Here is a 23,640-nt window from a genome sequence, read left to right as displayed (position 1 = left end):
AATAGGCCAAAAGGATCTCATACCTTCCGGCCTATCGTTTGATGAATTAAGGCTTCGGAGCCTCCGTGGCAATGCCACGATCGGATTTGAATTTCTCGTTGTAGAACTTATCAAAGTACTCTTTACGGAAGGCCGCAAATTTTTCGACTTTTGCCGGGTCAGTAATTTTCTCCTTCAACCATCCCAGATGTGTCGTCTCAAGATCTGTAAGTTTCTTCATGCCGACATCGAGATGTTGAGGGTGAAGATCTTTACGTGCAACCCCAAGCTCTTTGATAAGAGTGCCTTCCGAAGAGATGTAGCTGATCGCAACATCTTCCGAAAGCTCAAGGTCTTTAACCATAAAATCGTGAACTTTTAGAATCCAATCATTCTGAAACTCTTCATTATCCATCACTTTTTCAAAATCTGTGGTGTAGATAATGTTATCCACAAACGTCGCTTTATAACCTGGTGTCGTTTCAGGATTATAAGTGTGCTTGGCCTTCCATTCGGTCTTCTGTTGAGTTACATACATCTCAGAAGCAGAGTTACGTTGCTTCATTCCCTCTTTCGTGGCCTCAACCAGTTTAGTACGAACTGAACCAATATCGGCAAGAAGGACGATCGCAACAGCAGCAGGAATACCAACACGAAGTGTATATTTCTTAATAACAGGTATGACTTTTTTGCGTTTCATAGGATTGAAGTCAAGTACCTGCTCTACTTCCTTCATCGCGTTCGCATTTTGACCATCAATTGCCATCTCAAGTGTCGAACGAATTTTATCACGGATCTGTTGTTCTTTTTCACCTTGGGATCCGGTTTCGGCCACAAGGACGTTCATGACAGCTTGAGTAGCATTAAGAATACGGTCTTTCTTAGTTCGCTGAAAGAGTTCCTTTTCTTTACGAAGCTCTTCCTCCCACATCTTTTGCTGATTAAACTTGGTCGAGTTGATGTGCTCAAGCATAGTTTTCTTTTTATCAGCAAGCTCAGTTTCTTGTTGTTTTTTGAGATCAGCAATTTGGCGTTGAATCTTTTCTTTCTCGGTCTTCAATTCCTTCATCGCTGAATCTTTCAACTCGCCTTGGCGGCTAAGTTCTTCTTCACGAATGCGGGCAATCTTTTTGAGTTCCTTGCGCTTAATTTCTTCTAGTTTTTGATGACTCTTATCTTCGTCCCTTCTAAGTTTTGCCACATGCTGGTCAGTCATGTTTTTGATATGAATGAGACCAGTCTCCTGTTTCATCTTCAGGAAGTTTTTGACCTTCTGTTTGCGTTTCCCTAAATCATCCAGAAGTTCCATTTCCGTGCGTTTGACAAGCTCACGGGACTCCAAGCGAGCTTTAGTAACAATCTCCTCAGCTTCGGCTTCTTTCTCTTTGAAATAGTCTTGGGCCTGTTTAATACGGTTATGAGAAGAAGACTCTCTTTCCTGGGCATCAAGAGTCGCTTCTTTTAAGCGTTTATTGGCCTCACGAGTGATCTCGGCCTCAATCTTTCTGGCCTCACTGATAATTTGCTCAACTTGCTCTTGGGCCAAGTTTTTCATTTGATGAATGTCGTTTTGTTTACGACGATATTCAGCTTCCACTTCGATCATGGACTTTTGCTTAAAGGCCTCAACTTCGGCCAGATAAACTTCTTTCTCTGCCAGGATTTTCGAGCGTTCATCACGCTTATAATTCTCCATTTCGATTCGAGCGGCCTCTTGTTTTTCTTTGATCTGAGTTTCACAGTCCATCAGTTTAATTTGAAGCTGTGTCAATTCACGGTGAGCACGGCCTTTTTCATGCTCCATCTTCATCGTTTCAGATTTTAGTTCCTGAATCTGAGTCTCAGTTTGCTTCTTATTAACATGAAGTTCTGCGACCTGGGCCTCAAGTACCGCCTTCTCTTTATGAAGATTGCGTTGTTTTGAATGGAGTTCCTCTATCTGAATTTTTAAAAGACCGTGTTCAGCATCAGTTTTTGCCTTTTCTCTTTCGCCTTCTTCGATTAGACCGCGAAGGGCATTAACTTCAACTCCGAGCTTGGTCTTTTCATCTTCGATTTCTTTATAAAGATTTTTTCTATCATCACCTGCTTTGCGTGAAAGATTTTGCATGTCTTCACGGATGGCAAGCATCTTAAGCTCATGAGCACGTTCTTCAGATGTCAGTTCTTTCAAACGTAGTGATGCTCTTTCTAGCTCAAAGTTAATGGTTGAAAGTTTTCTTGAGGCGTCCTGATTTTGGAAATCAAGTTGGTTCAACTGGTTCTTTTTAAGAGAAAGCTTCTCTTCTGCCTTAACCAGCTCTGCCCTTAACTCGCCATTGATAATTTTGAGGTTACTTTCTTCCTCAGTTTCTTTTTTGATTTCTTCCTGAATTTTACGGGCGTGTGCCTCTTCGTTATGGATCTGAACTTTAAGATCATTCAGTTTTGAGACTGCTTCTTTACGTTGGGCCTCTAATTTATTGACCTCATCTTGAACGTCTTTTACTTCATGATCAAGAACGGCCTTCTCTTTCATGATCTGGGCCATGTGACCCTGGATTCTTGCGCTTTCGCGTAAGGCCGCATCAGAATTGGTCAGGATCTTTTGAACCTTAAGGCCCTCATCCTGAATTTCTCTTTCCTGGTTTTCCTGTTGAATCGATAGTTCCTTAATCTGCTCTTCTAATTGAGTGCTATCGAGTTGGAGATTTGCAAGAAGGACACGTTGGTTATCTACTTCTTTGCTTTTCTTTTCTCTTTCATCTTTTAAATTGGTAAGAACAAGATTTTGGGCAACAATGGTATCCTTTAGACCACGCTCTTCATTTTCAAGTCGTTTCACAAACTCGCGAAGCTGGATGATTTTCTCTTCCTCATCACGATTCTTATCTGTGTTTTTACGAATCTCTTGGGTCAGGATCTCTTTTTGAGTTTTAAGAGCTCCGACCTCTACTTCAAGTTTGCTTTTTTCATTTGCATGCTTGTGGTACTTATCTTCAATATCTAGGAGTTGATTTTTCTTTTTTTCTTGAGAAGCATCAAGGATTTTCAACTCAAATTCGCGCTCACGAATTTTCAGATTCATGCGATCCAGGCGTTCTTTGAATTCACCTTCAAAAAATGGAGGTGGCTCCAGTGCCTCTTCCTCTTTTCTTGAAATATGGATCTGGTAATTGGCGTTCTTTAAAGTCAGACAACTACCATCATGATATCGAGTCTCTTCTCGAAAAGGAAGGATGACTGAATCAAGGTAGATTTGTGCTCGAGCACCAACTTCTTTTACGAAAATGTTACCGCCACTTACCTTGATCTCAAGAATCTTTGGTTCAATATGAGCATCATCCAGAACCAGGTCACAACGTTTGTCGGAGCCGATAATGATCGGCCCCAACTTATTGAACAGATACTCTTTCGATGACCCGTTCTGGGTAATTTTAATTATGAGTGATGACACGTAACCCTCCCGGGTTCAAAACCTTAGGCCGCCTCTTTATCTTCTTTTTCGGGCGCCTTAGCTGCAGCTACAGGAATTTCGTCGTACTTCTGCTGAGGATTAGATTTTCCCATTTTCCCCCACCATTTACTGATAGGTCTAACGAGAGTCACAAATCCAACTTCAACGTTCAATTCCTTAGCAATCAGATCCTCAGAAAGAACTTCAATAGGATCACGTTCGGCCTCGAAGTTAGAAACTTCGGCCGGGAGTTTATTGGAAGCACTCATGTTCCAAAGTGTGTCGAATTCGTTTTCAAGACGCTCAACTGTTTCCATATACACTTTCTCACAAGAGAAGAATGTATTCGCCAAGCTCATTGATACTGAAAGGATAATACCAATGATCGATGTCGACATTGAGAATGAAATTTTAAGAAGGAAGTTGTCCATGATTAGTTTAGAACCTTCAACGTCACTAAGGTTCATACCACCTAGTTCTGGAAGGGCCTTCATGATCCCAAGGAAGGTACCAAAAATACCGCCTACGATGAATAGACCTGGAACTGTATTAAGGAAGTCATTGAATACCGCTACTGGAACGATACCAAATACTTTATTGAAACATGGATTGTTACGAAGAACAGTATTTGAGATTTCAAGGAACTTAGGACGCTCACCCCATTTAAGATACTTAACTTGCTTAAGTGTGTCAGTCACAATGCGAGCAGAACCTTGCTGAACCAGGAAAACTCGGTCAGTTACAGTCATGATCGCATCAGGATTTCTACGCTTCATGATTGAACGAATTTCAAATACTTCGTAGTAAGTGATTTCAAGAAGTCTCTTACAAATGACATAGAACGATTGATCGGCCTTCTCGTCCCTTGCGTCCATGAATTTCTTCACGCGCTTTGAAAACTCTTTAGCAAACCAGTCTTCTCTTTTTACTGTGTAATAAATTAGACAACGAAGAGAGATTGCTAATACAAAGAACACTGCCATTGCTGGCATGAGAAGGTCTGTAGCAAAAACTACAACTCCATCTACTAAACCTTGAACTAAACCTTGACTAAGCATACGTACCACCTTAATTCATCAAATTTTTAAATTAGTCCTTCAAGTTAAAACGAATGATTACCTTTTGAGATTTTTCACAGTTATATTTCGCACAGTAGTCTTTCATATCTAGGCCCGAAGCAATGTCACGTCCTTGAACACCTTCAGCAAGGAATGAACGACCGGTTACTTTAACCAGCGGTAACATGTCCTTTTGGTGCTGATAGGTCATACTCTTCTTATCGAACATATAGTTAAAGATCGATTTTGCACGGTTATAAGAAAGGTCCAGGTTATAGCTAACAGCTGCTCGGTCACCATCTGCTAAAGATTGAGGGTCAACGTACTTACCTTTATAAGTTGGTGAAGAGAACCCAACAATTTCAACCGAAGAAATTTCCTTAGCAACTTTCTCGTCTTCTAGAAGAGACTTAGAATATGTCGGAACGAATTTTTTAAGCACTTCTTTCATGTTTGGTTTCAGATCTGCACGACCAGTATCGAAGTACTCGTCACCAAACTGAATTGTTACGTCACCTGTTTTACCGTCAACTCCTGCCTTGATTCCGTTTTTGGCAAGGTTGTCTGCGATTTTCTTAGCAAGAGCTTTCTTAGCATTGGCAATTTCATTGGCGCGTTTTAAGTCACCAGATAGTCCGGCCTTGTCTTTATTAAGTTGATCGATGGCCGCTAAGTAACGACCGTGTTCTTTCTGAGCATCGGCCAGCTGACCTTTAAGTTGATTTGCTTCACCTTTAGCTTTGCCAACTTCATCTTTAAGAGCGGCAAGTTGGCCATCAAGAGCGGCCTTCTCTTTTGCCATTTTGTCTTTAAACTCTCCAAGGGCCTTCATCTTCTCAGCAGCCGAAGCTTTTTCGCCCTCAAGTTGCTTTTCAAGAGCAGCACGTTCTGCGTTCATCTTCGCATCGAAATTCTTACGCATTTCGGCCATTTTATTGGCGTGGTCAGCACTTGCTGCCGCCATATCTGCTTCCATCTTTTTCTTAAGTGCTTCCTGCTCGGCCATTTTTCCGCGAGCATCAGCAAGCTGACCTTCGGCATTTGAAAGTTCGCGGTTGATTGATTCAACACTTTCTTTCATGACCTTTGTTTGATTTTGAAGTTCGCCAATCTGCTTTGCATTCTGAAGCTTCATGATTGCAATCTTACGATTAAGTTCCGCTTTAGATGTATTGGCAGTGGCGCTGGTCTTTTCAAGTTCTTTGATCTTGTTAGAAAGATCTGAGTTAAGAGCATTGATCTTTGATTGGTTGGCCTGAATCGTTTTGGCCTTCTCATCAACCTGAGATTCAAGCATAGCAACTTGCTGCTTCTTCTGATCGAGAACTTGTTGCTTCTCGTAGATCTCACGCTCTTGCTTTTCGATTTGTTTCTGGTTCTGAGTAATTTGCTGAGCTTTCTGTTGAATGTCCTGAGTCTGGGCCTGGATGGTTGAATCCATCTCTTTGATTGATTCGTTTTTCTTTTCGATCACTTCGTTACGGAACTTAATTTTCTTGTTAGAAAGTAAGTTTGTGTTAACGATGTTACGAACCATCTGTTGATATTGGTTAAGAGCACGGGCCTTAGCAGCGTTCTCTTGGGCCTGGGCTTCCAGCTGGCGCTTCTCCTCATGAGCTTCATCCTGAAGCAACGAGAGCTTACTCATCAGCTCTTCATACATTTTGGCCTCTTCTTCACTGGCGTCTTTTTCAAGATAATCATCCTTCAAAGCATTGTAGGCCTGGATTTGTTTTTTATAATCCTGGGCCTCTGCTTTGAGCTTCTGATTCTCAATCATGTTTTGCACGCTAGATGTACCACTACGAAGTGATGCCACCACATAGAGCAACAGGAACACTACACTCAACACCATGAACAAGTCCGAGTAGGAGGTCCAGAACCCACCATCCTCGGCCTGTTTCTGTTTTAATTTTTGGTAATCCAAACTCATCTGACGTTCTCTTGTTAAAATTAATGACTTGGAAATTTTGGAACTGATCGAGGTTAGCACCTTATTTTGGCCTAACACTAAAAAATCAAAAAACGCTTGAGTCTCAAAGAGTTGGCAGAAAATCTTCTATCAAGGAAAAATGGCAGTATTTTGAGAGTGAATGCCACGTCTTTTTGGCAAAGTTATCCAGGTGCCGGATATATAGTCCAGGAGGTATGGATATAACCTCCTGAACTTTGATTCGTTAATTTTTTCCTAATTTAGAAGCAGGCCGAAGAATAGCCGTTTTCGAGGTAGGCAGAAACAAATAATGAAGCACTGTAAGGCAATTTTTGAAGCACTAAATCTGACTCACCATCCTCTCTCAGGGCCAATGATTCTGAAAGTTGTGAGAAGGAATACACAACATCGTTCACCGGACATGAAGATGGTGTGGTACTTCCGACCGTAAATGTTCTCGTATTACCTGAACCTGAAGTCGTACCATTAATCACAAAATATTTTTTTGAAAGCTGGTCATATACCGTGGCAGTGAAGGCAGTTCCGTTAATGTTCAGATACATTCCATTAGTTCCATCATAATAACCATAATTACCATTTTGAAGCGACTGACTCGTGTTTGCAAAATTTAAGGCGTTCAAGCTTGAATAAGTGAACGTCCCCCCTTCACTAACGACTCTCAGGCTTGCACCAACCATGCCCATTTTGATCGTGCCCTCGTCCCCAATTTGAGTCGGCCCAGAATCAGAACCGCAATCAAGTCCGATGGTAGATTTAGGAATGTCTTTGGCCCAAGTACTTGATCCACAAATTTGATGGCTATTCATCATTGTCACAAATGTAACATTCAATGGTAGGGCTACTGCACTTTCGACTCTCAATTTATAGTTGAAAGAACCTAGGTCCTCATATGAATAAACGACTTTTTCATCCAGATACTCACTTCCAGAAGGACAGCCTGTCGTCGTGTAGAAGGTGTAACGTTCTTGAACGTATGAATCTGAAACATAAATTGTTTCTTTGTAACTCTCACCATCGTCATTAGAGCATTTTTGATAAATGCCATTTTTAACCTGGGTCAATGTATCCGAAATAACTTTATCTTCCCCACCGCTCTTACATCCCACAAGAACAAGCGCCATTACCACTGCTGCAATTCTCATATTCCTCCCTGCGTTTATGAGTGTCTTATGAATGAAAGTTCGGAATAAAGATTTCTTAGCTAACTTAAGATTTCGCGAATGGGGACTAAGAATTATTAAAAAGAGAAGTTTGTTAAGGGATTCTAAATCTGTATAATCCAGCCATGGAAAGAAATTCCTCTCTTCTGGAAAGACCAGAATTCCTATCGGCCCTCTTCGCAAGTACCAATGATGGTATTGTTGTCTGTAATGCAGAAGGCGAACTCACTTACGTTAATCAAAAGGCCCAAGAATTCTTTGGAGGCCCTTCTGGGGCAGATGTCATCCAGAACTGGCAAGAGCATTACGACATGTACTATCCGGATAGTAAAATTCCAATAGCCAAAGAAGACATTCCGCTCTACCGCGCCTTCAAAGGTGAAGTCGTTAAAAATATAGAAATATTCGTTTGTAGGAAAGGCCAGGAACCGTTGCTGTTTGTGTGTAATGCTCAGCCTATTATTGGGCAAGACGGCACAAGGCTTGGGGCCATTGTAACGTTTCAAGACATCACAAATCTTCGACTGAATAAAACCATGGCAGAACTCAACAACGCTTTGGCGCGTTCAGAAAAAAGATTCAGAGCGATTTTTGAGCAATCCCCCCTTAGCATTCAACTTCTTGCGAAAAGCGGTCACACTATCCTGGTGAACCCCGCCTATCGTCAACTATGGGGCGTCTCCGAGGAGTTCGTGCAGAATTATATTTTGAAAGATTTCAATCTTCTTAAGGATAAGCTCCTGGAAGAATCGGGCCAGCTTGAAACAATCAAACGTGCGTTTAAAGGTGAAACGGTTGGCGTTCCAGAATTCTTATATGACCCTGCGAAAGTTGGTGTCTATGATGCTCGCGCCAGATGGGCGAAGGGCATTCTGTATCCTCTCAAAAACGATCAAGATGAGGTACAGGAAGTTGTTGTCATTCATCAAGATGTGACGGAACAGCATGAAGTTAACGAAATACAAGTTTTCATGGCCCACATTAAGTCGATGCTCATTTCAACCCTAGACTATGAAGAGATCATCAGAAAGGTGGGTAGTGCCTCCATTCCTATTCTTGCGGACGGATGTGCAGTAGATCTTCTGGAGGGCGATTGTATTAAACGTCTGATCATCAAGCATTTTGATCCGAATATCGAAAAGCTGATTCAAAAGATGACGGATGAATATCCTCCTGATCTTCAAACGCCTCAACCAACCTCAAGAGTTCTCACTACTGGGAAGCCGCTGCTCACCAATAAGTTAAGTAATGAGATGCTTAAAAACTTCTGCGTTTCTCAAGAGCATGTGGATCTCATGGTTGCCATTGGCTTTAACTCTCATATTGCGGTCCCGCTTAAAATTCGCGGAAGAACCATCGGTTGCTTAAATCTTTACAACACCACAGAACGAAAACGCTTTGATGAGCGAGACCTTCGTACGGCGATGGAACTCGGCAGGCATCTGGCGGTCGCAATTGATAATGCCCGCTTATTCAAAGATTTTCAGAGTGCAGTTCGCTTGAGAGATGATTTTATCTCGATTGCTTCACATGAGCTTCGCACTCCTATCACCTCGCTGAACCTTCAAATCGAAGTGTTAAACGATCTCATCAACAATCTCGGGATTGATACGACTGAAACTCAGTTAATGAAAAAGTTCCTTAATGGGACCAATGGCCAATTGGCGAGATTGACCAGACTAGTGGAAGATATGCTGGATATCTCTCGCATCTCAACCGGTAAACTTACACTCAGAAAGAAGAAAACCAACCTTTCAGAATTTACTAAAGAGATCCTTGGACGCTTTGCTGATCAGTTGAAGTCACTGCAAATTGAATTAAAATATGAGACCTCTAAAGAGGTCTCTGCTGAAATTGATCCAGAACGTTTCGAGCAAGTCATCACCAATTTCATGACCAATGCCATTCGCTATGGAAATAAAAAACCAATTCATGTGAATCTCGAAGAGATTGAAGATAAGCTAATATTAAAGGTCCAAGACTTCGGACGTGGAATTGCTCCTGAGGATCAAGAAAGAATCTTTAAACGCTTTGAGCGTGCTCACACAGCAGAAGACGTAAGTGGTCTGGGATTAGGTCTATTTATCAATAAACAAATTATTGAGGAACATGGCGGAACTGTGCGGTTAATGAGTGAAATGGGTAAAGGCTCTACATTTATTGTTGAGCTTCCGAGGGTTTAAATTTTTTAGAGGTCGATGTCGATATATATCTCCGGTCACTTAAACCACGGAGATATTATGAAAATTCTTATCATTGTTTCGGCCATGCTTTTCTCTTCCTCAGTACTGGCCCACTGGACTTCTCCGAACGGTGTCTCTCCGAAGAAAGAAGAAGTTATTACCAAAGATGTTCGCGGGCCTTCATCTGATCAGAATGAAAAACCCGCGCCTAAAAAACATAACGATAAAGAAAAGAGCGCTAAGGGTACTTAGTACCCTTATTTTTTCGGCTTCATAAATTTCAAAGTCATTCTGTCACTTTCGCCAATCGAGAGATATTTCTCACGATCCTTTTCTCCAAGTTTTAATGTTGGAGGCAAAGTCCACACACCTTCTGGATGATCTTTTGTGTCCTTAGGATTGGCATTGATTTCAGAAGTTGCCACTAGTCTGAATCCGGCCTTGGTTGCCATTTCAATTACATCCTGCTCTCTGACATAACCACTTTTAGCAAGAGGATCTTCCTGATTCGGAAGTGCACGGTGTTCAACCACTCCCAAGATTCCGCCTGGTTTTAAAACTTTATAAAAAGCAGCGAATGCTTGGTCTTCACCTTTGGCCATCATCCAGTTATGAACATTTCTGAAAGTAAGAACCATATCTGCTGTGCCGTCTGCAGGAAAAACGATTTTTGATGGAGGAGAGAAAATAGCTGATTCCATTTTAGGAGCAACATTTGGATGTTTTGCTTTCCAAGCATTGATTTTCTCTTCATTGGCCTTAAAGTACGGCTTATCTGCAACTGGTGAGGCCATTATGTATCGACCTTTCGTTGAAAGATAAGGGGCCAGGATCTCCATATACCAACCTGTGCCTGGTGCAACTTCGACCACTGTCATTTCAGGTTTTATGCCAAAAAATGTCAGAGTCTCAACTGGGTGGCGGTATTGATCGCGAGCGCGATTTTCAAAAGTGCGGTAACCGGTATCAACGGCTTCGTTTAGAGTCTCAGGTATTTCAAGTGTATTGGGATCTCTTTTAGAAGAACAGGCAACGAGGAGCAAACTTAGTAATAGATATTTCATAGAAACGTCCTTTTTCAATATGACTAAGATGAAGGAGATTTAATTATGAAGGGTCTAAAAGCTATCGTCTACACTCAGGGGATTGTGGTAAATTCTTGCCATGACTACCGACTTTAAAAAACTCATGACCGCTCGTTTCTTCTTCACCCTCGCCGTTCAAATGCAGGCCATTGTGCTCGGTTGGAGGATGTACGAGTTAACAAAGGATGCTCTCTATTTAGGTCTAATTGGTTTAGTCGAAGCTGTTCCCGCCCTAAGTCTCGCCCTCTTTGCAGGTTATATTGTTGATCGCTCTCGTCCATTAGTCGTTTATAGAAGACTTACACTTGTAAGTTTGGCCTCTGGTCTTTTGATGCTTTTGTCCCAGCTTCCCTACTTCCACGTAACAATTGATCATCAAGTGGTTTTGCTTTTCTGCTCATCATTTCTGACAGGTTGTGCTCGGGCATTTTCTCAGCCTTCTATGTTCTCGTTGGTTCCGAAGATCATTCCTAGAGTTTTACTTCCTAAGTCTTCAGCTTGGATGTCATCAGCAATGCAGACAGCTCGGATGTCAGGCCCAGCTTTAGGTGGTGTCTTTTACGGCTTCTTAGGAGTTTCCGGAACTGCCGTTATTATCTGCACTTTTTTAATTATCACCATTACCTCACTCTATTTATTTGATTTCAATCCTCCCGCCAATGAACCGGAGAAAGACAAATCCATTAAAGAAGAACTTCTTTCTGGCGCGAAGTTTGTCTTCAAACATCCTATTTTATTTCCGGCCTTGACTCTGGATATGGTGTCGGTTCTCTTTGGAGGCGTGACGGCACTTCTGCCTATCTATGCGGCCGAAGTCTTATTTGTGGGACCTGAAGGACTGGGAATTTTACGAGCGGCCCCGGCGATTGGTTCATTTCTTATGAGTGCTTGGTTAATTAGAGGAGAAATTAAAAAGAACGCTGGAAGAAAACTTTTTAGTGCGGTTGCAGGATTCGGTGTATGTATTTTAGTTTTTGCCGTCAGCCGAAACTACATTCTTTCACTTCTTGCTCTTGTTTGCGCAGGGGCATTTGATGGAGTAAGCATGGTGGTAAGAACTTCTGCAGTTCAACTATCCTCGCCTGATCATATGCGAGGAAGAATCGCGGCCGTGAATTCCATCTTCATTGGTTCCTCAAACGAAATTGGAGAATTCGAATCAGGTGTCGCGGCAAAGCTTTTAGGCACCGTCCCTTCCGCTATCTTTGGCGGAGTTATGTGCCTGGCCTCAGTTGGAATTATATCCATCTTTTCAAAAAAGCTGCGCAACCTGGATTTAGAAGAATTAGAAAAGGCTTAGTTCAGGAAAGTGATCCAGGAACGAGGTTAAGATCTTTTTTTCACTTTCAATACTGAAGTGAACCAAATCAACTGCCTGTTCGTTTGAGATCTTTTCCAATCGTTCTGATCTTTCAAGTAGTAATTCAGAACTAGTTCCCTTGGAAATCAGCACATCTTCCAGAATCATGAAAATCGGAAGGCATGATGGATCGACTGAAGGTCGAGCAAAATCAGCTACTCGATATAGATATTGTTCAACGATAGGATCTTTTAGACCTTTATGCATTGCTCGCTTGAAGATGTCTTGAATACCTTCTGAACTTAGGATTGCAACTTCATTACCACTGATATTGAAACATTCATCAAGCATTGCCTTATCAACCTGAGCGCTACTTTGAATCGGAACACACTTTAAACCCTCGCCCTTAAGGTCCATTCGTTTCATAACAGCAGTTGCCCAGATAAATTTAGAACAATCAAAATCTAATCGATCAGATTCCAAGCAACGAAGTTCAATGGTATTCCAGGTCCGGTTCCATCTAATAGGATTCCAGTTTGCACCTTTTTTAAGCACCAGCCGAGAAAGATCTTCTTCGGGAAGTCCAATGCCTTTACCTAGCTCAATCCAATTGGCCGAGCTTTTTTGGAAGAACAATAGTACTTCTTGCGAAGAATTCATCACAGGCGGCAAGGCCCCGTTCATTGGATAGTTCTTATAGACACCTTCGAAGTAGCGAATTCCTCGCATACTGGAAGCCTCGTGACGACCAAAGAAATACGGTGAGCTTCCAAAAGCAATCATGGGTGTCAGCATGAGCCCCATATTGAATTTGTCCTGCAACTCTCTATTAGAGAAAAGATATTCCCCTGCCGTCTCCACTTCAAAATGCACATGCATTCCAGCGCAATTTCCGGCCGGAGTTAAAGGAGTATCTTTATTCAACATCCAGGAAGATTGGATTTTCTGATCGAGAATACAGTTTTGCACAAAGTAACTCCATTTCGGAGTCATGTGTGGTTGATATTCCATTGGCATTGAGCCCAATGGCACAAGTGTCGCGGCCTCACGAAGTGCAACAGACTTCAAGCGCAAATAATTTTCAATGTAACCCTTAAGCACATCCAAAGGAGCCGTTGATGGCTCCGTAACGATTTCCACTAAGTTGAGAACAAACTCATTTGTGACTTGATTGATGGGAGCCGAAGACTCGTGCAATTCAAAATCTGAGAGAGCATCAATAAAACGAAAAACACCATCGGAAGGACGATTATGCTTAAGGTCAAATAGGAACTTTTCAATTTCTAGACCAAACTTCATTAAGAAACCTTAACACGATTTCAGAAATTTACAAAATTCATAGCAGCATTTTAAGAATGCCTTTAGTTGTTTATCGATTTCCATTCAGTTATTCCATCGCCATGAAACAACTAAGGTTCGCTTTAATTTTCATTGTTGTTACTGCTTGTACTGGAAATCATGGTTCTAAAAAACCAAACCAAACAGTATCAACAACTGAAGAAAGGCATGTTGAGAGATCAACATCAGGAGAAGAAAACATTCCAAATGTAGAACCAGAAACACCAGTCATCATTATTGCTGATCCTGAGCCGCTACCAGAGACTGAAGTTGTCACGCCCATTACCATCGCAGATCCAGAAAGATTTCCAGAGGAAGAAATTCCATTATACGATTTTTCACTTCTTACTGATAAAGGAATTCATATTGAAGGTAAATCTATTCTCTCCGAATTGAATTACCCGGCGGCCATATATTGTTCAAACACAAAATATCTTAACAAAGAAAAAATCAAAGAACTGAAATCATTCATGATTTCACTGAAAGACGAATTCACAACTTGTATGGATGATGTTCCTGTCAAGACCAGTGTTCTGATTGACCTTATTAAAAAATCGATTAAAGAATTGGAAGCAAAATCTCATTCACGCTTTTGTCCACAGATCTATCTGGCGATTGAGATGGATGAATGAGAATCATATACTTTCTCATTCTCTTTATCCTCTTTAGTTCCTGTGGCAAAAAAAGCGACCATAGTAACTTACCTTCTACTGATAAAACTCAACCAACTCTGAATCTAGAAAATGAGCTCAACTTGCTGTCAAAAAGCGGATTACACTTTGCTCGCTTCTCTAATCTTCAAGATCCTAAACGGGCCATGACTTTGTACTGTAGTAATACAAAAAGTCAAAATTATGAGAAAATCGAAAAGCTTCGTCTGTTCACCGAGTTGCTTAAATTTGATAATCAATCTAATTACTTAATCAATAAAGCAGACCTGAGTACCGAAACGATCTTTCAGCTAATAGAAGATGCCATCGAAATGTTAGAGCATGATCCCTATTCAACAACTTGTCCTCAAATTTATCTCGCCATTCAAAAGTAACTAATCAATAGCGTTTGTCATATTTCTGATACCTTGCCATGTCCTAGGTGTTAGGAGGACAAATATTAATGAATATGCAAGGAGGCTTATATGGCTACCATGACTCAACATCGAACGAGAACACCGTTAGATTTTACTGGGACAAGAATGTCTTTAATCGCAGTTCCTATTGGTCGATTTCTTTTTTCACTTATCTTCATCATCTCTGGAATTAACCACTTCAGTAGCGGAAGTATCGGATACGCTGCCGGCCAAGGAATTCCAATGGCAGATATACTAGTTCCAATATCTGGAGTGCTTGCATTCCTCGGAGGACTAAGTGTCTTATTGGGATTTCATGCCCGATTTGGGGCACTCTTATTAATTATCTTCTTAATTCCAGTTACATTGCTTATGCATAACTTCTGGTCTTTCACAGATCCTGAAATGGCACAAATGCAAATGGTTCATTTTATGAAAAACATTTGTATGTTAGGTGGTGCAGTTCTGATTTATTTTTACGGTGCAGGTCCAATAAGTTTGGATAATCGTCGGGCCAGAAGAATTACTTAAAAAAAGGCCACTTGAATGTGGCCTTTTAGATCAATCTTAAAGAGCGTCATCCATTTTGTCTTTAGTCTCTTCCATTTTTTGCTTCATCCCCATATCGTCCTTCAAATCGGACTTACAGGTCTTAACCTTTTCAACTGTTGTTGCTTCATTTACACAAGTTTTCGATTTTTGGAGAAGAGAAATTTTACTGTCGATTTGTTCATTCGCAGTTTTCTTCATGGCGTTCAGATCTTCTGCCATCGCACTCATCACGAATAGAGACATTGCACCGATTAAAAGAAATTTCATTAAGAACCCCTTTGTTTGAGTCTAATCAACTCCATGTTAATTCGGCCGCAGTTATGAATTCAATGCGCGGTGAAGACCGAGTAAAGGTCACTTCTTCCTTTTAAGAGCATCCTTTTCAAGAAGAAAAATACCTGAGCATATCTTTCTTCCCTGAATTTGTTCATTTTCTGTCAGAGGAGTTTCGTAGTAAGCGTTTTGATTGCCTAGAATGAATTTTAAGCTGCTGCTACCTTTGCTACTTAGTACAACGTTGGCCCCAATTTTCCCGCCATTAAAAACCTCTAACAACGATCGTTTATTAGTTTTTATATCTATATAGTCACACTTAAACTCAAGTCCGATAGTGGCCTTACAGTGCATATCAAAACCTGGAAGATCGGTGGCGATGATCCCTGGCCTCTTCAGATCGACAGATAAGGATTGGCAACGTTCAAAAGCAAAGAGCACGTTGTCTTGAAGTGGTTCTACTTCAGCGGCAAAGACCGCTGAAGTAAATAATAATAAAAAAAGATTAAAGTGCAGCAAGTTCTCTCTCCACTGCCTTAACGATGATCGGGTCTTGTGGATCTAACTCAGGGGAGAATCGATCTACCACTTCACCTTTTCTGTTAATGAGGAATTTTTCAAAGTTCCATTTGATGTCATTGTCTTTACCAGAAAGAAGACCTTTTGATTTCAAACGTTCAATCAGAGTTCCATCAGGTTTCATTGTGGCATTAGGTTTTGTCTCAGTTAAGAAAGCATAAAGCGGATGTTGGCCATCGCCTTTAACCACAATCTTCTCAAACATTGGGAACTTGATCCCGTAATTCATGCGGCAGAATTCTTGAATCTCTGCATTTGTTCCCGGCTCCTGAGCAAGAAATTCGTTTGCAGGAAAACCAAGTACAGCAAGACCTTTCGAATGGTAGTTTTCGTGAAGCTTTTCAAGACCATCATACTGTGGAGTTAAACCACATTTTGAGGCAACATTCACAACCAACATGACCTGGCCCTTGTAATCATTTAGCGATGCTTGGCTTCCATCAATTTTTTTAACATTAAACGAGTAGACGTTTTGAGACATAAAAACTCCCGGTTTTGATGACTGAAATTGCTCAATAATGTTAGCGGATTTATTAGATTCTCAGAACACTTTTCGAAATAAAAATGGCCACTTTTTACGGTGGCCATCTTTCCGTTCATCTATCTTCAGATTTTACTCTGCTGATCTATGAACTAAAACCAGTATAGCGCTACCGATGTTAGTGTTGAAACCATTTATCCTGAATGTTTAAGCAAGATTCCTGATATTAACTATTAATAGGAATTTCGAAGGTGAAAGTAGAACCATGTCCTAAGCGACTGGTAACGAAAATTTTCCCGTGATGAGATTCGATAATTTCTTTGGAAATAAAAAGTCCCAGACCTAAACCGCTTACCTCAGCAGAATGTGACGCTCTTTCGAAACGGCCAAAAATTCTTTCCAAATCGACTTTATCAATTCCATAACCTTGATCGGTCACCGAGACTGACGCCATAGTGCCTTTCTTCTCGATAAGAATTTCAATCGGCCTGCCTTTACCGTAACGAATAGCATTGGTCAGAAGATTTCCAATGACTTGCTCCAATCTAAAACGATCCCAAAGACCCGACATTTTGCTGTCAGCTTTTACTGCGGGCAATGGAATCCCTGCAGCTTCGAAGAGAAGCCCCATCCGAAAAACCACTTCCCTTACGATATCACCAATCTCATGCTGACCTTTTTCAAGATTGAGTTTACCGGTTCTGATTCGCGATACATCCAACATGTCATCAATGAGACGAGTAAGTTTGGTCACTAAATCACTTTGCTGTAGGGCCTGAAGCTTCTGTCTTTCCGTTGGAATCTCATTGTTTTTTTCGAGCATTCTCAAAGTAAGTTGAGATTGAAGTTTAAGTGAGGTCAAAGGTGTTTTTAATTCGTGAGAAGCAATAGACAAGAATTGATCTCTCGACTTGAGGGCCTCTTCCATGTTCTTCAAGGCCTTCACTTGCTCAGTAACATCAACTGCCATTGAGAGGATACCAGTCGTAAGACCATTCTCGTCTTTAATTGGTTCGTAAAAAAGATCCTGATAAGTTTCAATTTTAGTACCGTCGGCATTTTGAATGTGGAGTTCGCGAGCGGGAAAAAACATTCCCTTACCGCTGAAATAAATTTCATCCATGAGTTTTACAAACCCTTGAGGGATGAACTCAGGAAGAGCGTCTTTTAAAGGAAGACCAATGACTTGTTTTCCACCAAGATTTTTTATTCCTGCAGGATTGATCATTTCAAAAATATGATCGGGCCCATTCATGACAGCAATTAATACTGGCGCTTGCATGAAGAGAGAGTAAATTCGTTCTCTTTCTTTATCCGCGAGAACCCGGGCATTTTTTTGATCTTCAATATCTGTGGTCGTGCCCGCCCATCTTTCAACTTTCCCTTTCTCATTTTTGATCGGAATACCGCGGGCAACATGCCAACGATAACTTCCATCTGCCATTCTAATGCGATAATCGGCCTCAAATGGTGAACCATGCTTTATGGATTCGCCCCACTGAAGAATGAGATTTACTCTGTCTTCAGGGTGAACCGAATTGACCCAACCATTTCCAAGATTATCTTCCATGCGAGTATTAGTAACTCGTGAAAAGTTATTGTTAAAAAAAATCGCTTTACCTTCATCGTCTGTGATCCAAACAATCTGAGGCATGACTTCAGTCAAACCCCTGAATCTTGCTTCACTCTCCTGTGCAACTCGTTCGGCCCTTCGTTGATCTGTAATATCACGAACCATAACAATGAATCCGCGGATTGATCCGTCTTCCTTGATGTCAGGATGATAGATTTGTTCAACTTCACGACGGCCCAAAGTTTTATGAGGAAGATAAGAAAAGAATTTTAATTTTTCACCGCGAAGAACTCGCTCGAGATAAGGAAGACGTTCTGCAAAGGCCTCTTTGCCAATGACTTCCATTGCAGATTTACCAATTAATTCAGAAGGATTTTGACCAAACCAATCTTGGTAGTACTCATTCACAAAATGATACTTAAACTCTTTATCGATGTAGGCAATTAGGCCGTGATAACCGGCAGAAATTAGCCCAATCAGATGGTCAGGTGTGAAAGTATGCATTCATTCAGCCTACATTGCTTTTGTCAGAATGCCAAAGTTCATTTTGGCGCATAGCAAATCATGATTTTATTCAATGCCTTCCCCCATGGTTTTTGGTACTTTTTTAGAGTCATTTTTTTACAGAAGGCACTATGCAAAAGAAACTTGTTCCAGAGTACATTGAAAAACTTGAGGTATATCAGGCCGGTAAGCCAATTGAAGAGCTTGCTCGAGAAAAAGGTCTGACAAAAATTTCGAAATTAGCGAGTAACGAGAATCCACTTGGCCCATCACCATTCGCCATTCGTGAGATGACCAATGCACTTTGGGACGTTCATCGTTACCCAGATATGTTTGCTCACCAGCTTAAAAATGCTCTTTGTGAGCTTTACCGTTTGAAGCCGCAAAATATTATCCTCGGTAATGGTTCTGAAGGAATCATGGGTTATATTGTTCGTGCTTTTCTTCAACCAAATGAAGAAGTTGTTACATCAGAAAATACCTTCATCGGATTTCTGATTCTTGCAAAATCAGTGGGCGCCAAACTCATTCAGGTTCCTCGTCGTCCCGATTACAAGTATGACGTTAAAGCGATGGCAGAGAAAATTACTGAAAACACCAAGATTGTGTACATTGCAAATCCTGATAATCCAACTGGAACTTATATCACGAAAGAAGAGTTCGATTACCTTATGAAACATGTTCCAAGTCATACAATTGTGATTTTGGATGAGGCCTATTTCGAATTTGCTCAGGGCCAATGGGACTATCCGGATTCCATGAACTACCGTTACGACAATGTGATTACTCTTAGAACCTTTTCGAAGGCCTATGGTATTTCAGGCATTCGTTGCGGTTATGGATTCGGTCACGAGTACTTAATCGGTAACCTTCATAAAGTTAAGCTCCCATTCGAGCCAAGTCTGATTGCTCAGAAGGGAGCTTATGGTGCGCTTAAAGATTATCCTCACCTTCTTCGTACACTTGAGAACAATAAAGCTCGTTACGATGAACTCTTTAAGTATTTAACTGATCATGGCTTTAATCCAATCCCAAGTGTGACGAACTTCATCACCATTAAGACCGGATCTGAGGAAGCAAGCTTGTTCCTTTACAACGAACTTCTTAATCACGGTGTGATTATTCGTCCTCTTCGCGCAAATCTAATGCCGGATCATGTTCGTATTTCGATCGGGACGAAAGAAGAGATGAGTCACTTATACGAAGCGATGGATGATGTTCTTCCACGCTACAAGCAGAAATTCGGTGGTGCATAGATGAAAGTCGTAACTTACAAACGTTCTTCCTTCATGGGCGTACAAAAGCGCCTGGGTCTTTTTCTTGATGAGAAAACGGTCATAGATGTGAACCTTTTATGGCAGGCGGATTTTGAGCATCAGGGATTCTATTCGCCTGAAAATCGCGCGGCAATGTTTGCACCTAAATCACTGGCGCAATTTCTTCGCGTTCATCAAGATGCTGCTATCCCAATGCTACAAGATACAATCGAGCGCTATAAAAAGTTCATGCAGGCCGGGACTCTTAAAACTCTAAACGGTGCTGATATTGCTTTTCATCTTCACGATGTGAAAGATGTAAAATTTGATGCTCCTCTGGATGAAATCGCGATGTATCGTGATTTCTACGCTCACGAGAAGCACGTGAAGAAGGGCTTTGAGAAACGCAAAGAGGAAGTACCTCCTGCTTGGTATGAAATTCCCGCCTACTACAAAGGTGGTAACACTGGTTTCATCGGCCAGGACGATATCATCCCTTGGCCGTTTTATTCGCAACAACTGGATTATGAACTTGAATTGGGTGTTGTGATTGGCCGTGATGGCAAAAACGTTAAAGCTAAAGACATTAAAAAACATATTTTCGGATTCACTATTCTAAACGATGTTTCTGCTCGCGATATTCAAAGAAAAGAAATGTCGATTCGTCTTGGACCTGCGAAGGGCAAAGACTGGTGTAGCATCATGGGTCCAGTCATTGTGACCTACGATGAATTCAACTATGAGGAACCAAATCTTCTGATGACCGCATCAGTGAATGGTGAGGAATGGTCCCGTGGTCAATCAGGCGACTCACACTACTCATGGGGCGAGATGATCGAACACATGGGCATGGAAGAATGGATTCGTGCCACAGATTTCATTGGTTCAGGAACTGTAGGAACCGGATGCGGCCTTGAATTAGATAAATGGATCAAGCCAGGCGATAAGCTTGAGCTATCGATCGAAAAAATCGGAACACTTAAAAACATCGTGGGTACACCAAACCCAAAACCATAGGATAAGTTATGGCAGAAAATTTCAAAGCGAGTGGCGTTTATACAAAACAAGCTCACGTAAAAATCCCTGAAGGGATGTTTGAGGAAGAGCATGGAAGAAAAGGTTTCTTCGGTCGCGTTTCTCATCTCTACCACCAAAACAAACCAACTGATTGGACCAATATTGTTGGCGAACTTCGCCCTCACAATCTTCCACCGGTATTTGAAGAGAAGTCGCTTCAGAATAACTTCGTAAAGATGTTTTATAACACTGATGTTGAAGTTTACTTAGGAACGATGACTGCTAATTTTGATTCATTCTTCCGTAATGCTGATTTCGATGAGCTTTTCTTCATTCACGAAGGTGAAGGTAAAATCGAAACAATCTATGGTCACATTCCATTCGTAAAAGGTGATTACATTATCATCCCGCGTGGAACGACTTATAAGACTTACATTTCAAAACCGTGCAAAATTTTAAAAGTTGAATCTCATTCAGAGTTTGAAGAACCGACTCGTGGAATTCTGGGTCCAAATGCTCTTTACGATCAAACTGCCAAGTTTGTTCCAGAAGCAGCTGTGGGTTCTGAGCAAAACCTAAAAGAGTACCATATTGATATCAAACATCGCGGAAAGATCTCGCGTGTGACATATCCGTTCAATCCGTTGGATGTTACAGGTTGGAAAGGTTCCCTCTATGCTTGGAAACTTTCTATCTACGATTACTGTCCAATCAATTCACACCGCTACCATATTCCGCCATCAGGTCATACGACATTCGTTGCGCAGAATTTTGTCATCTGTTCATTTGTGGCAAGACCTCTTGAATACACCAGCGAGGGTGTACTTAAAGTTCCGTTCTTCCACTCAAATATTGATTACGATGAAATCCTGTTCTACCACCAAGGCAACTTTTTCTCTCGGGATAATATCGATGCCGGCGCGATTACTTATCACCCACAAGGCATTCACCATGGGCCACACCCGAAGGCCTTCCTTAAGGCCAATGAGAACGAATTCACTGATGAATACGCTGTGATGATTGATGCCCGTAATCCACTAAACATGACTCCTGAGTTCGAGAAACTCGAGAACAAGGAATATTGGAAGAGTTGGATGCTCAAGTAAGAATTTCCTATCTAGCTTCCGGTGGTAAATGGGTGAAAATTAAAGCATTCATTTATCACAAGGAAGTTTATGAAGAAGCTTTTGGCCCTGTCTCTCCTCTTATCAATGTCAGCATACGCCGCTGATCCTGTGTTTAGCGATCTAACTAAGAAAGATGTTGAAGATGTTTCAATGGAGTTCGGTGGTAACTTTGCTCACACCGCAGTTGCTGCTCCGGAAACTGATGGTCTTTGGGGAATTGAAATTGGTGCTGTAGGCGGACAAACACAATCAAAGAAATTTGCTGATGTTATTGATGCTTCTGGTGGTGATGGAAGTGATTTTAAAAACCTCTACCATGCTGCGATTATGGCACGCGCCCATTTCCCGTTTGATCTGTTTGTTGAAGCAAGTTATCTACCTGAGCAAGAGTTCAGTGATGTAAAGGCAAAGAGCAGTTCATTTGGTCTAGGTTGGAACTTTGGTCGCTTTGTATCACTTCCACTTGATATCGCCATTGGTGCTGATTTTTCTAAAGGTAATGTGAAATTCCACCAGGACGCTGATGTTCCAAATTCAATTCCGGAATCAGACATTGAGCTTGAAACAAAGACGACTGTTTATTGGATCGGGATTTCAAAAACTTTCGCTTTTTTCACTCCTTACGCCAAAGTAGGTACTTCTAAAATTGAAGGTGACCTGAATGCAACTGGACAGATTCTTGGTTATACTTCTGCAACAAAAGAATCAGTAAACATGTCAGGCAGCTTCCTTGCAGTTGGTGCTAACATCCAATTGTTCTTCATCAAGCTTGGTGTTGAAGGTTCTCAAATCCAGGACGCGAAAAGAGTGTCTGGTAAACTATCTTTTGATTTCTAAGACAGTCATCGATTTTCCATACTCGGGCCTATCCACTTGCATTGTTGGGTAGGCCTTTTTAACTTTCGCCAATATCTCATCTAGCTTTGCACCCGGTAGCTCAGACCATTTCCCATCATTAAAGTCTTTGAAGAAATTATCAAAATGCAGAGGAATGAAAATCTTCGGTTGATAAGTCTTAGCATGTCCTTCAACAATGTCTTCATCATTCTTTCTGTTCGCAACACCTTGGAACAGTACGTCCACTTTAGTTGTGTGCTTCTTTAAGATCTCAGGATGTGCCTTGGACCCTTGATCAACCAGGATCACTCCTTCCGGATGCTCAACCAGATAAAACCAAGTTTCCCCTTCGTGATAGTCAAAGAAACTGAGAGAACAATCTTCCGGTACTGGACCAGGTAAGAAAGCAAACATATGAAGGATTTTAGCGTGCCCACGAGTCAGTGGTGTGATGGTAAAATCCCCCACTTTGATTTTCTCTTCGGCCTTATAGCGCTGAGTTTTAATCGCAGGATCTTTATAGGCCTTGGCAATCCTCTCAGAGCTTTCGTCCACATAGAAAATACCATTACCAAGTTTGGCGGCCAATGGAGCATCAATGACGTGATCGAAGTGAGAATGACTGGCAAACACAGCATCGATCTTTGTAAGCTGGTTCTTCTCAAGAACTGCTTTAACCAGGGCCTCATCAGAGGTCAATTTGGAGATACCCGTCCAGTGCTTAAAGCTTGGTCTGGTCCAGGCCGGATCGAATAAAAGCCGGGTCTTTCCATCATCAATCGAAACAGCAGTCACCGTTAACCATCGAGCATTAACCGCTGAAATCGCTGATTTAGCAGTGAGTACAAGAGCAAAAATAAAAAATAGAGTTTTAAACATCAT

Annotated in this window: 21 protein-coding genes; 10 read left to right on the top strand and 11 right to left on the bottom strand. The window is 41.4% G+C overall.

What is annotated here, in order from left to right; all coding sequences use genetic code 11:
* Positions 1-46: 46 nt before the first annotated feature.
* From SOO65_RS03065 to SOO65_RS03050, 4 genes are all read right to left on the bottom strand, one after another.
* Entirely contained in the window at positions 47-3,415 is a 3,369-nt protein-coding gene (locus tag SOO65_RS03065) for an FHA domain-containing protein (protein ID WP_321396741.1), read from the bottom strand.
* A 23-nt stretch (positions 3,416-3,438) separates the two neighbouring features.
* Positions 3,439-4,473, bottom strand: a complete 1,035-nt coding sequence (locus SOO65_RS03060) for a hypothetical protein (protein WP_321396738.1) — start codon at positions 4,471-4,473, stop codon at positions 3,439-3,441.
* 31 nt (positions 4,474-4,504) lie between these two features.
* Entirely contained in the window at positions 4,505-6,406 is a 1,902-nt protein-coding gene (locus SOO65_RS03055; RefSeq protein WP_321396735.1) for a hypothetical protein, read from the bottom strand.
* A gap of 260 nt (positions 6,407-6,666) precedes the next feature.
* On the bottom strand, positions 6,667-7,569 hold the full coding sequence (locus SOO65_RS03050) for a hypothetical protein (protein WP_321396731.1): 903 nt from the start codon (positions 7,567-7,569) through the stop codon (positions 6,667-6,669).
* 143 nt (positions 7,570-7,712) lie between these two features.
* On the opposite strand from SOO65_RS03050, the gene SOO65_RS03045 reads away from it, so the two are divergent.
* On the top strand, positions 7,713-9,770 hold the full coding sequence (locus SOO65_RS03045) for a PAS domain-containing sensor histidine kinase (RefSeq protein ID WP_321396729.1): 2,058 nt from the start codon (positions 7,713-7,715) through the stop codon (positions 9,768-9,770).
* Positions 9,771-9,827: 57 nt separating this feature from the next.
* A complete protein-coding gene (locus SOO65_RS03040; RefSeq protein ID WP_321396726.1) occupies positions 9,828-10,022 on the top strand; it encodes a hypothetical protein in 195 nt (64 codons plus the stop codon).
* 5 nt (positions 10,023-10,027) lie between these two features.
* On the opposite strand, the gene SOO65_RS03035 is transcribed toward SOO65_RS03040, so the two are convergent.
* Complete coding sequence (locus SOO65_RS03035; protein WP_321396723.1) at positions 10,028-10,834, bottom strand: class I SAM-dependent methyltransferase; 807 nt, start codon at positions 10,832-10,834, stop codon at positions 10,028-10,030.
* Positions 10,835-10,934: 100 nt separating this feature from the next.
* On the opposite strand from SOO65_RS03035, the gene SOO65_RS03030 reads away from it, so the two are divergent.
* Entirely contained in the window at positions 10,935-12,155 is a 1,221-nt protein-coding gene (locus tag SOO65_RS03030) for an MFS transporter (RefSeq protein ID WP_321396722.1), read from the top strand.
* Here the strand turns inward: SOO65_RS03030 and SOO65_RS03025 are convergent.
* Positions 12,141-13,454, bottom strand: coding sequence for a glutamate-cysteine ligase family protein (locus SOO65_RS03025; RefSeq protein ID WP_321396718.1), 1,314 nt, complete (start codon positions 13,452-13,454; stop codon positions 12,141-12,143). The genes SOO65_RS03030 and SOO65_RS03025 overlap by 15 nt on opposite strands.
* A 101-nt stretch (positions 13,455-13,555) precedes the next feature.
* On the opposite strand from SOO65_RS03025, the gene SOO65_RS03020 reads away from it, so the two are divergent.
* From SOO65_RS03020 to SOO65_RS03010, 3 genes are all read left to right on the top strand, one after another.
* On the top strand, positions 13,556-14,125 hold the full coding sequence (locus SOO65_RS03020; RefSeq protein WP_321396716.1) for a hypothetical protein: 570 nt from the start codon (positions 13,556-13,558) through the stop codon (positions 14,123-14,125).
* A gap of 122 nt (positions 14,126-14,247) precedes the next feature.
* On the top strand, positions 14,248-14,538 hold the full coding sequence (locus tag SOO65_RS03015) for a hypothetical protein (protein ID WP_321396713.1): 291 nt from the start codon (positions 14,248-14,250) through the stop codon (positions 14,536-14,538).
* A gap of 90 nt (positions 14,539-14,628) precedes the next feature.
* Positions 14,629-15,090 carry a DoxX family protein gene (locus tag SOO65_RS03010; protein ID WP_321396710.1) on the top strand — a complete coding sequence of 154 codons (462 nt, stop codon included), beginning with the start codon at positions 14,629-14,631 and terminating at the stop codon, positions 15,088-15,090.
* Between the two features lie 36 nt (positions 15,091-15,126).
* Here the strand turns inward: SOO65_RS03010 and SOO65_RS03005 are convergent, their stop codons facing one another.
* The 4 genes from SOO65_RS03005 to SOO65_RS02990 all read right to left on the bottom strand — a co-directional run bounded on the left by SOO65_RS03005 (position 15,127) and on the right by SOO65_RS02990 (position 18,521).
* Positions 15,127-15,378, bottom strand: coding sequence for a hypothetical protein (locus SOO65_RS03005; protein ID WP_321396707.1), 252 nt, complete (start codon positions 15,376-15,378; stop codon positions 15,127-15,129).
* 87 nt (positions 15,379-15,465) lie between these two features.
* Entirely contained in the window at positions 15,466-15,903 is a 438-nt protein-coding gene (locus SOO65_RS03000) for a hypothetical protein (RefSeq protein ID WP_321396704.1), read from the bottom strand.
* The gene (locus SOO65_RS02995) at positions 15,890-16,444 is read right to left on the bottom strand and encodes a glutathione peroxidase (protein WP_321396701.1); all 555 of its coding nucleotides are present in this window, start codon (positions 16,442-16,444) and stop codon (positions 15,890-15,892) included. The genes SOO65_RS03000 and SOO65_RS02995 overlap by 14 nt, the downstream gene beginning before the upstream one ends.
* A 226-nt stretch (positions 16,445-16,670) precedes the next feature.
* Complete coding sequence (locus SOO65_RS02990) at positions 16,671-18,521, bottom strand: PAS domain-containing sensor histidine kinase (RefSeq protein ID WP_321396698.1); 1,851 nt, start codon at positions 18,519-18,521, stop codon at positions 16,671-16,673.
* A gap of 131 nt (positions 18,522-18,652) precedes the next feature.
* Between SOO65_RS02990 and hisC the strand changes: the two genes are divergently transcribed.
* From hisC to SOO65_RS02970, 4 genes are all read left to right on the top strand, one after another.
* On the top strand, positions 18,653-19,777 hold the full coding sequence (hisC, locus tag SOO65_RS02985; RefSeq protein ID WP_321396694.1) for a histidinol-phosphate transaminase: 1,125 nt from the start codon (positions 18,653-18,655) through the stop codon (positions 19,775-19,777).
* On the top strand, positions 19,778-20,794 hold the full coding sequence (locus SOO65_RS02980; RefSeq protein WP_321396691.1) for a fumarylacetoacetate hydrolase family protein: 1,017 nt from the start codon (positions 19,778-19,780) through the stop codon (positions 20,792-20,794).
* A gap of 8 nt (positions 20,795-20,802) precedes the next feature.
* A complete protein-coding gene (locus SOO65_RS02975) occupies positions 20,803-21,900 on the top strand; it encodes a homogentisate 1,2-dioxygenase (protein WP_321396688.1) in 1,098 nt (365 codons plus the stop codon).
* Positions 21,901-21,969: 69 nt separating this feature from the next.
* Entirely contained in the window at positions 21,970-22,758 is a 789-nt protein-coding gene (locus SOO65_RS02970) for a DUF6588 family protein (RefSeq protein WP_321396685.1), read from the top strand.
* On the opposite strand, the gene SOO65_RS02965 is transcribed toward SOO65_RS02970, so the two are convergent.
* A complete protein-coding gene (locus SOO65_RS02965) occupies positions 22,741-23,640 on the bottom strand; it encodes an MBL fold metallo-hydrolase (protein WP_321396682.1) in 900 nt (299 codons plus the stop codon). The genes SOO65_RS02970 and SOO65_RS02965 overlap by 18 nt on opposite strands.

This window comes from Peredibacter starrii (assembly GCF_034259205.1).
GTDB classification, from domain to species: domain Bacteria; phylum Bdellovibrionota; class Bacteriovoracia; order Bacteriovoracales; family Bacteriovoracaceae; genus Peredibacter; species Peredibacter starrii.
Note: the sequence above shows the minus strand (reverse complement) of the source record. Positions and strands in the feature narration are given on the sequence as shown.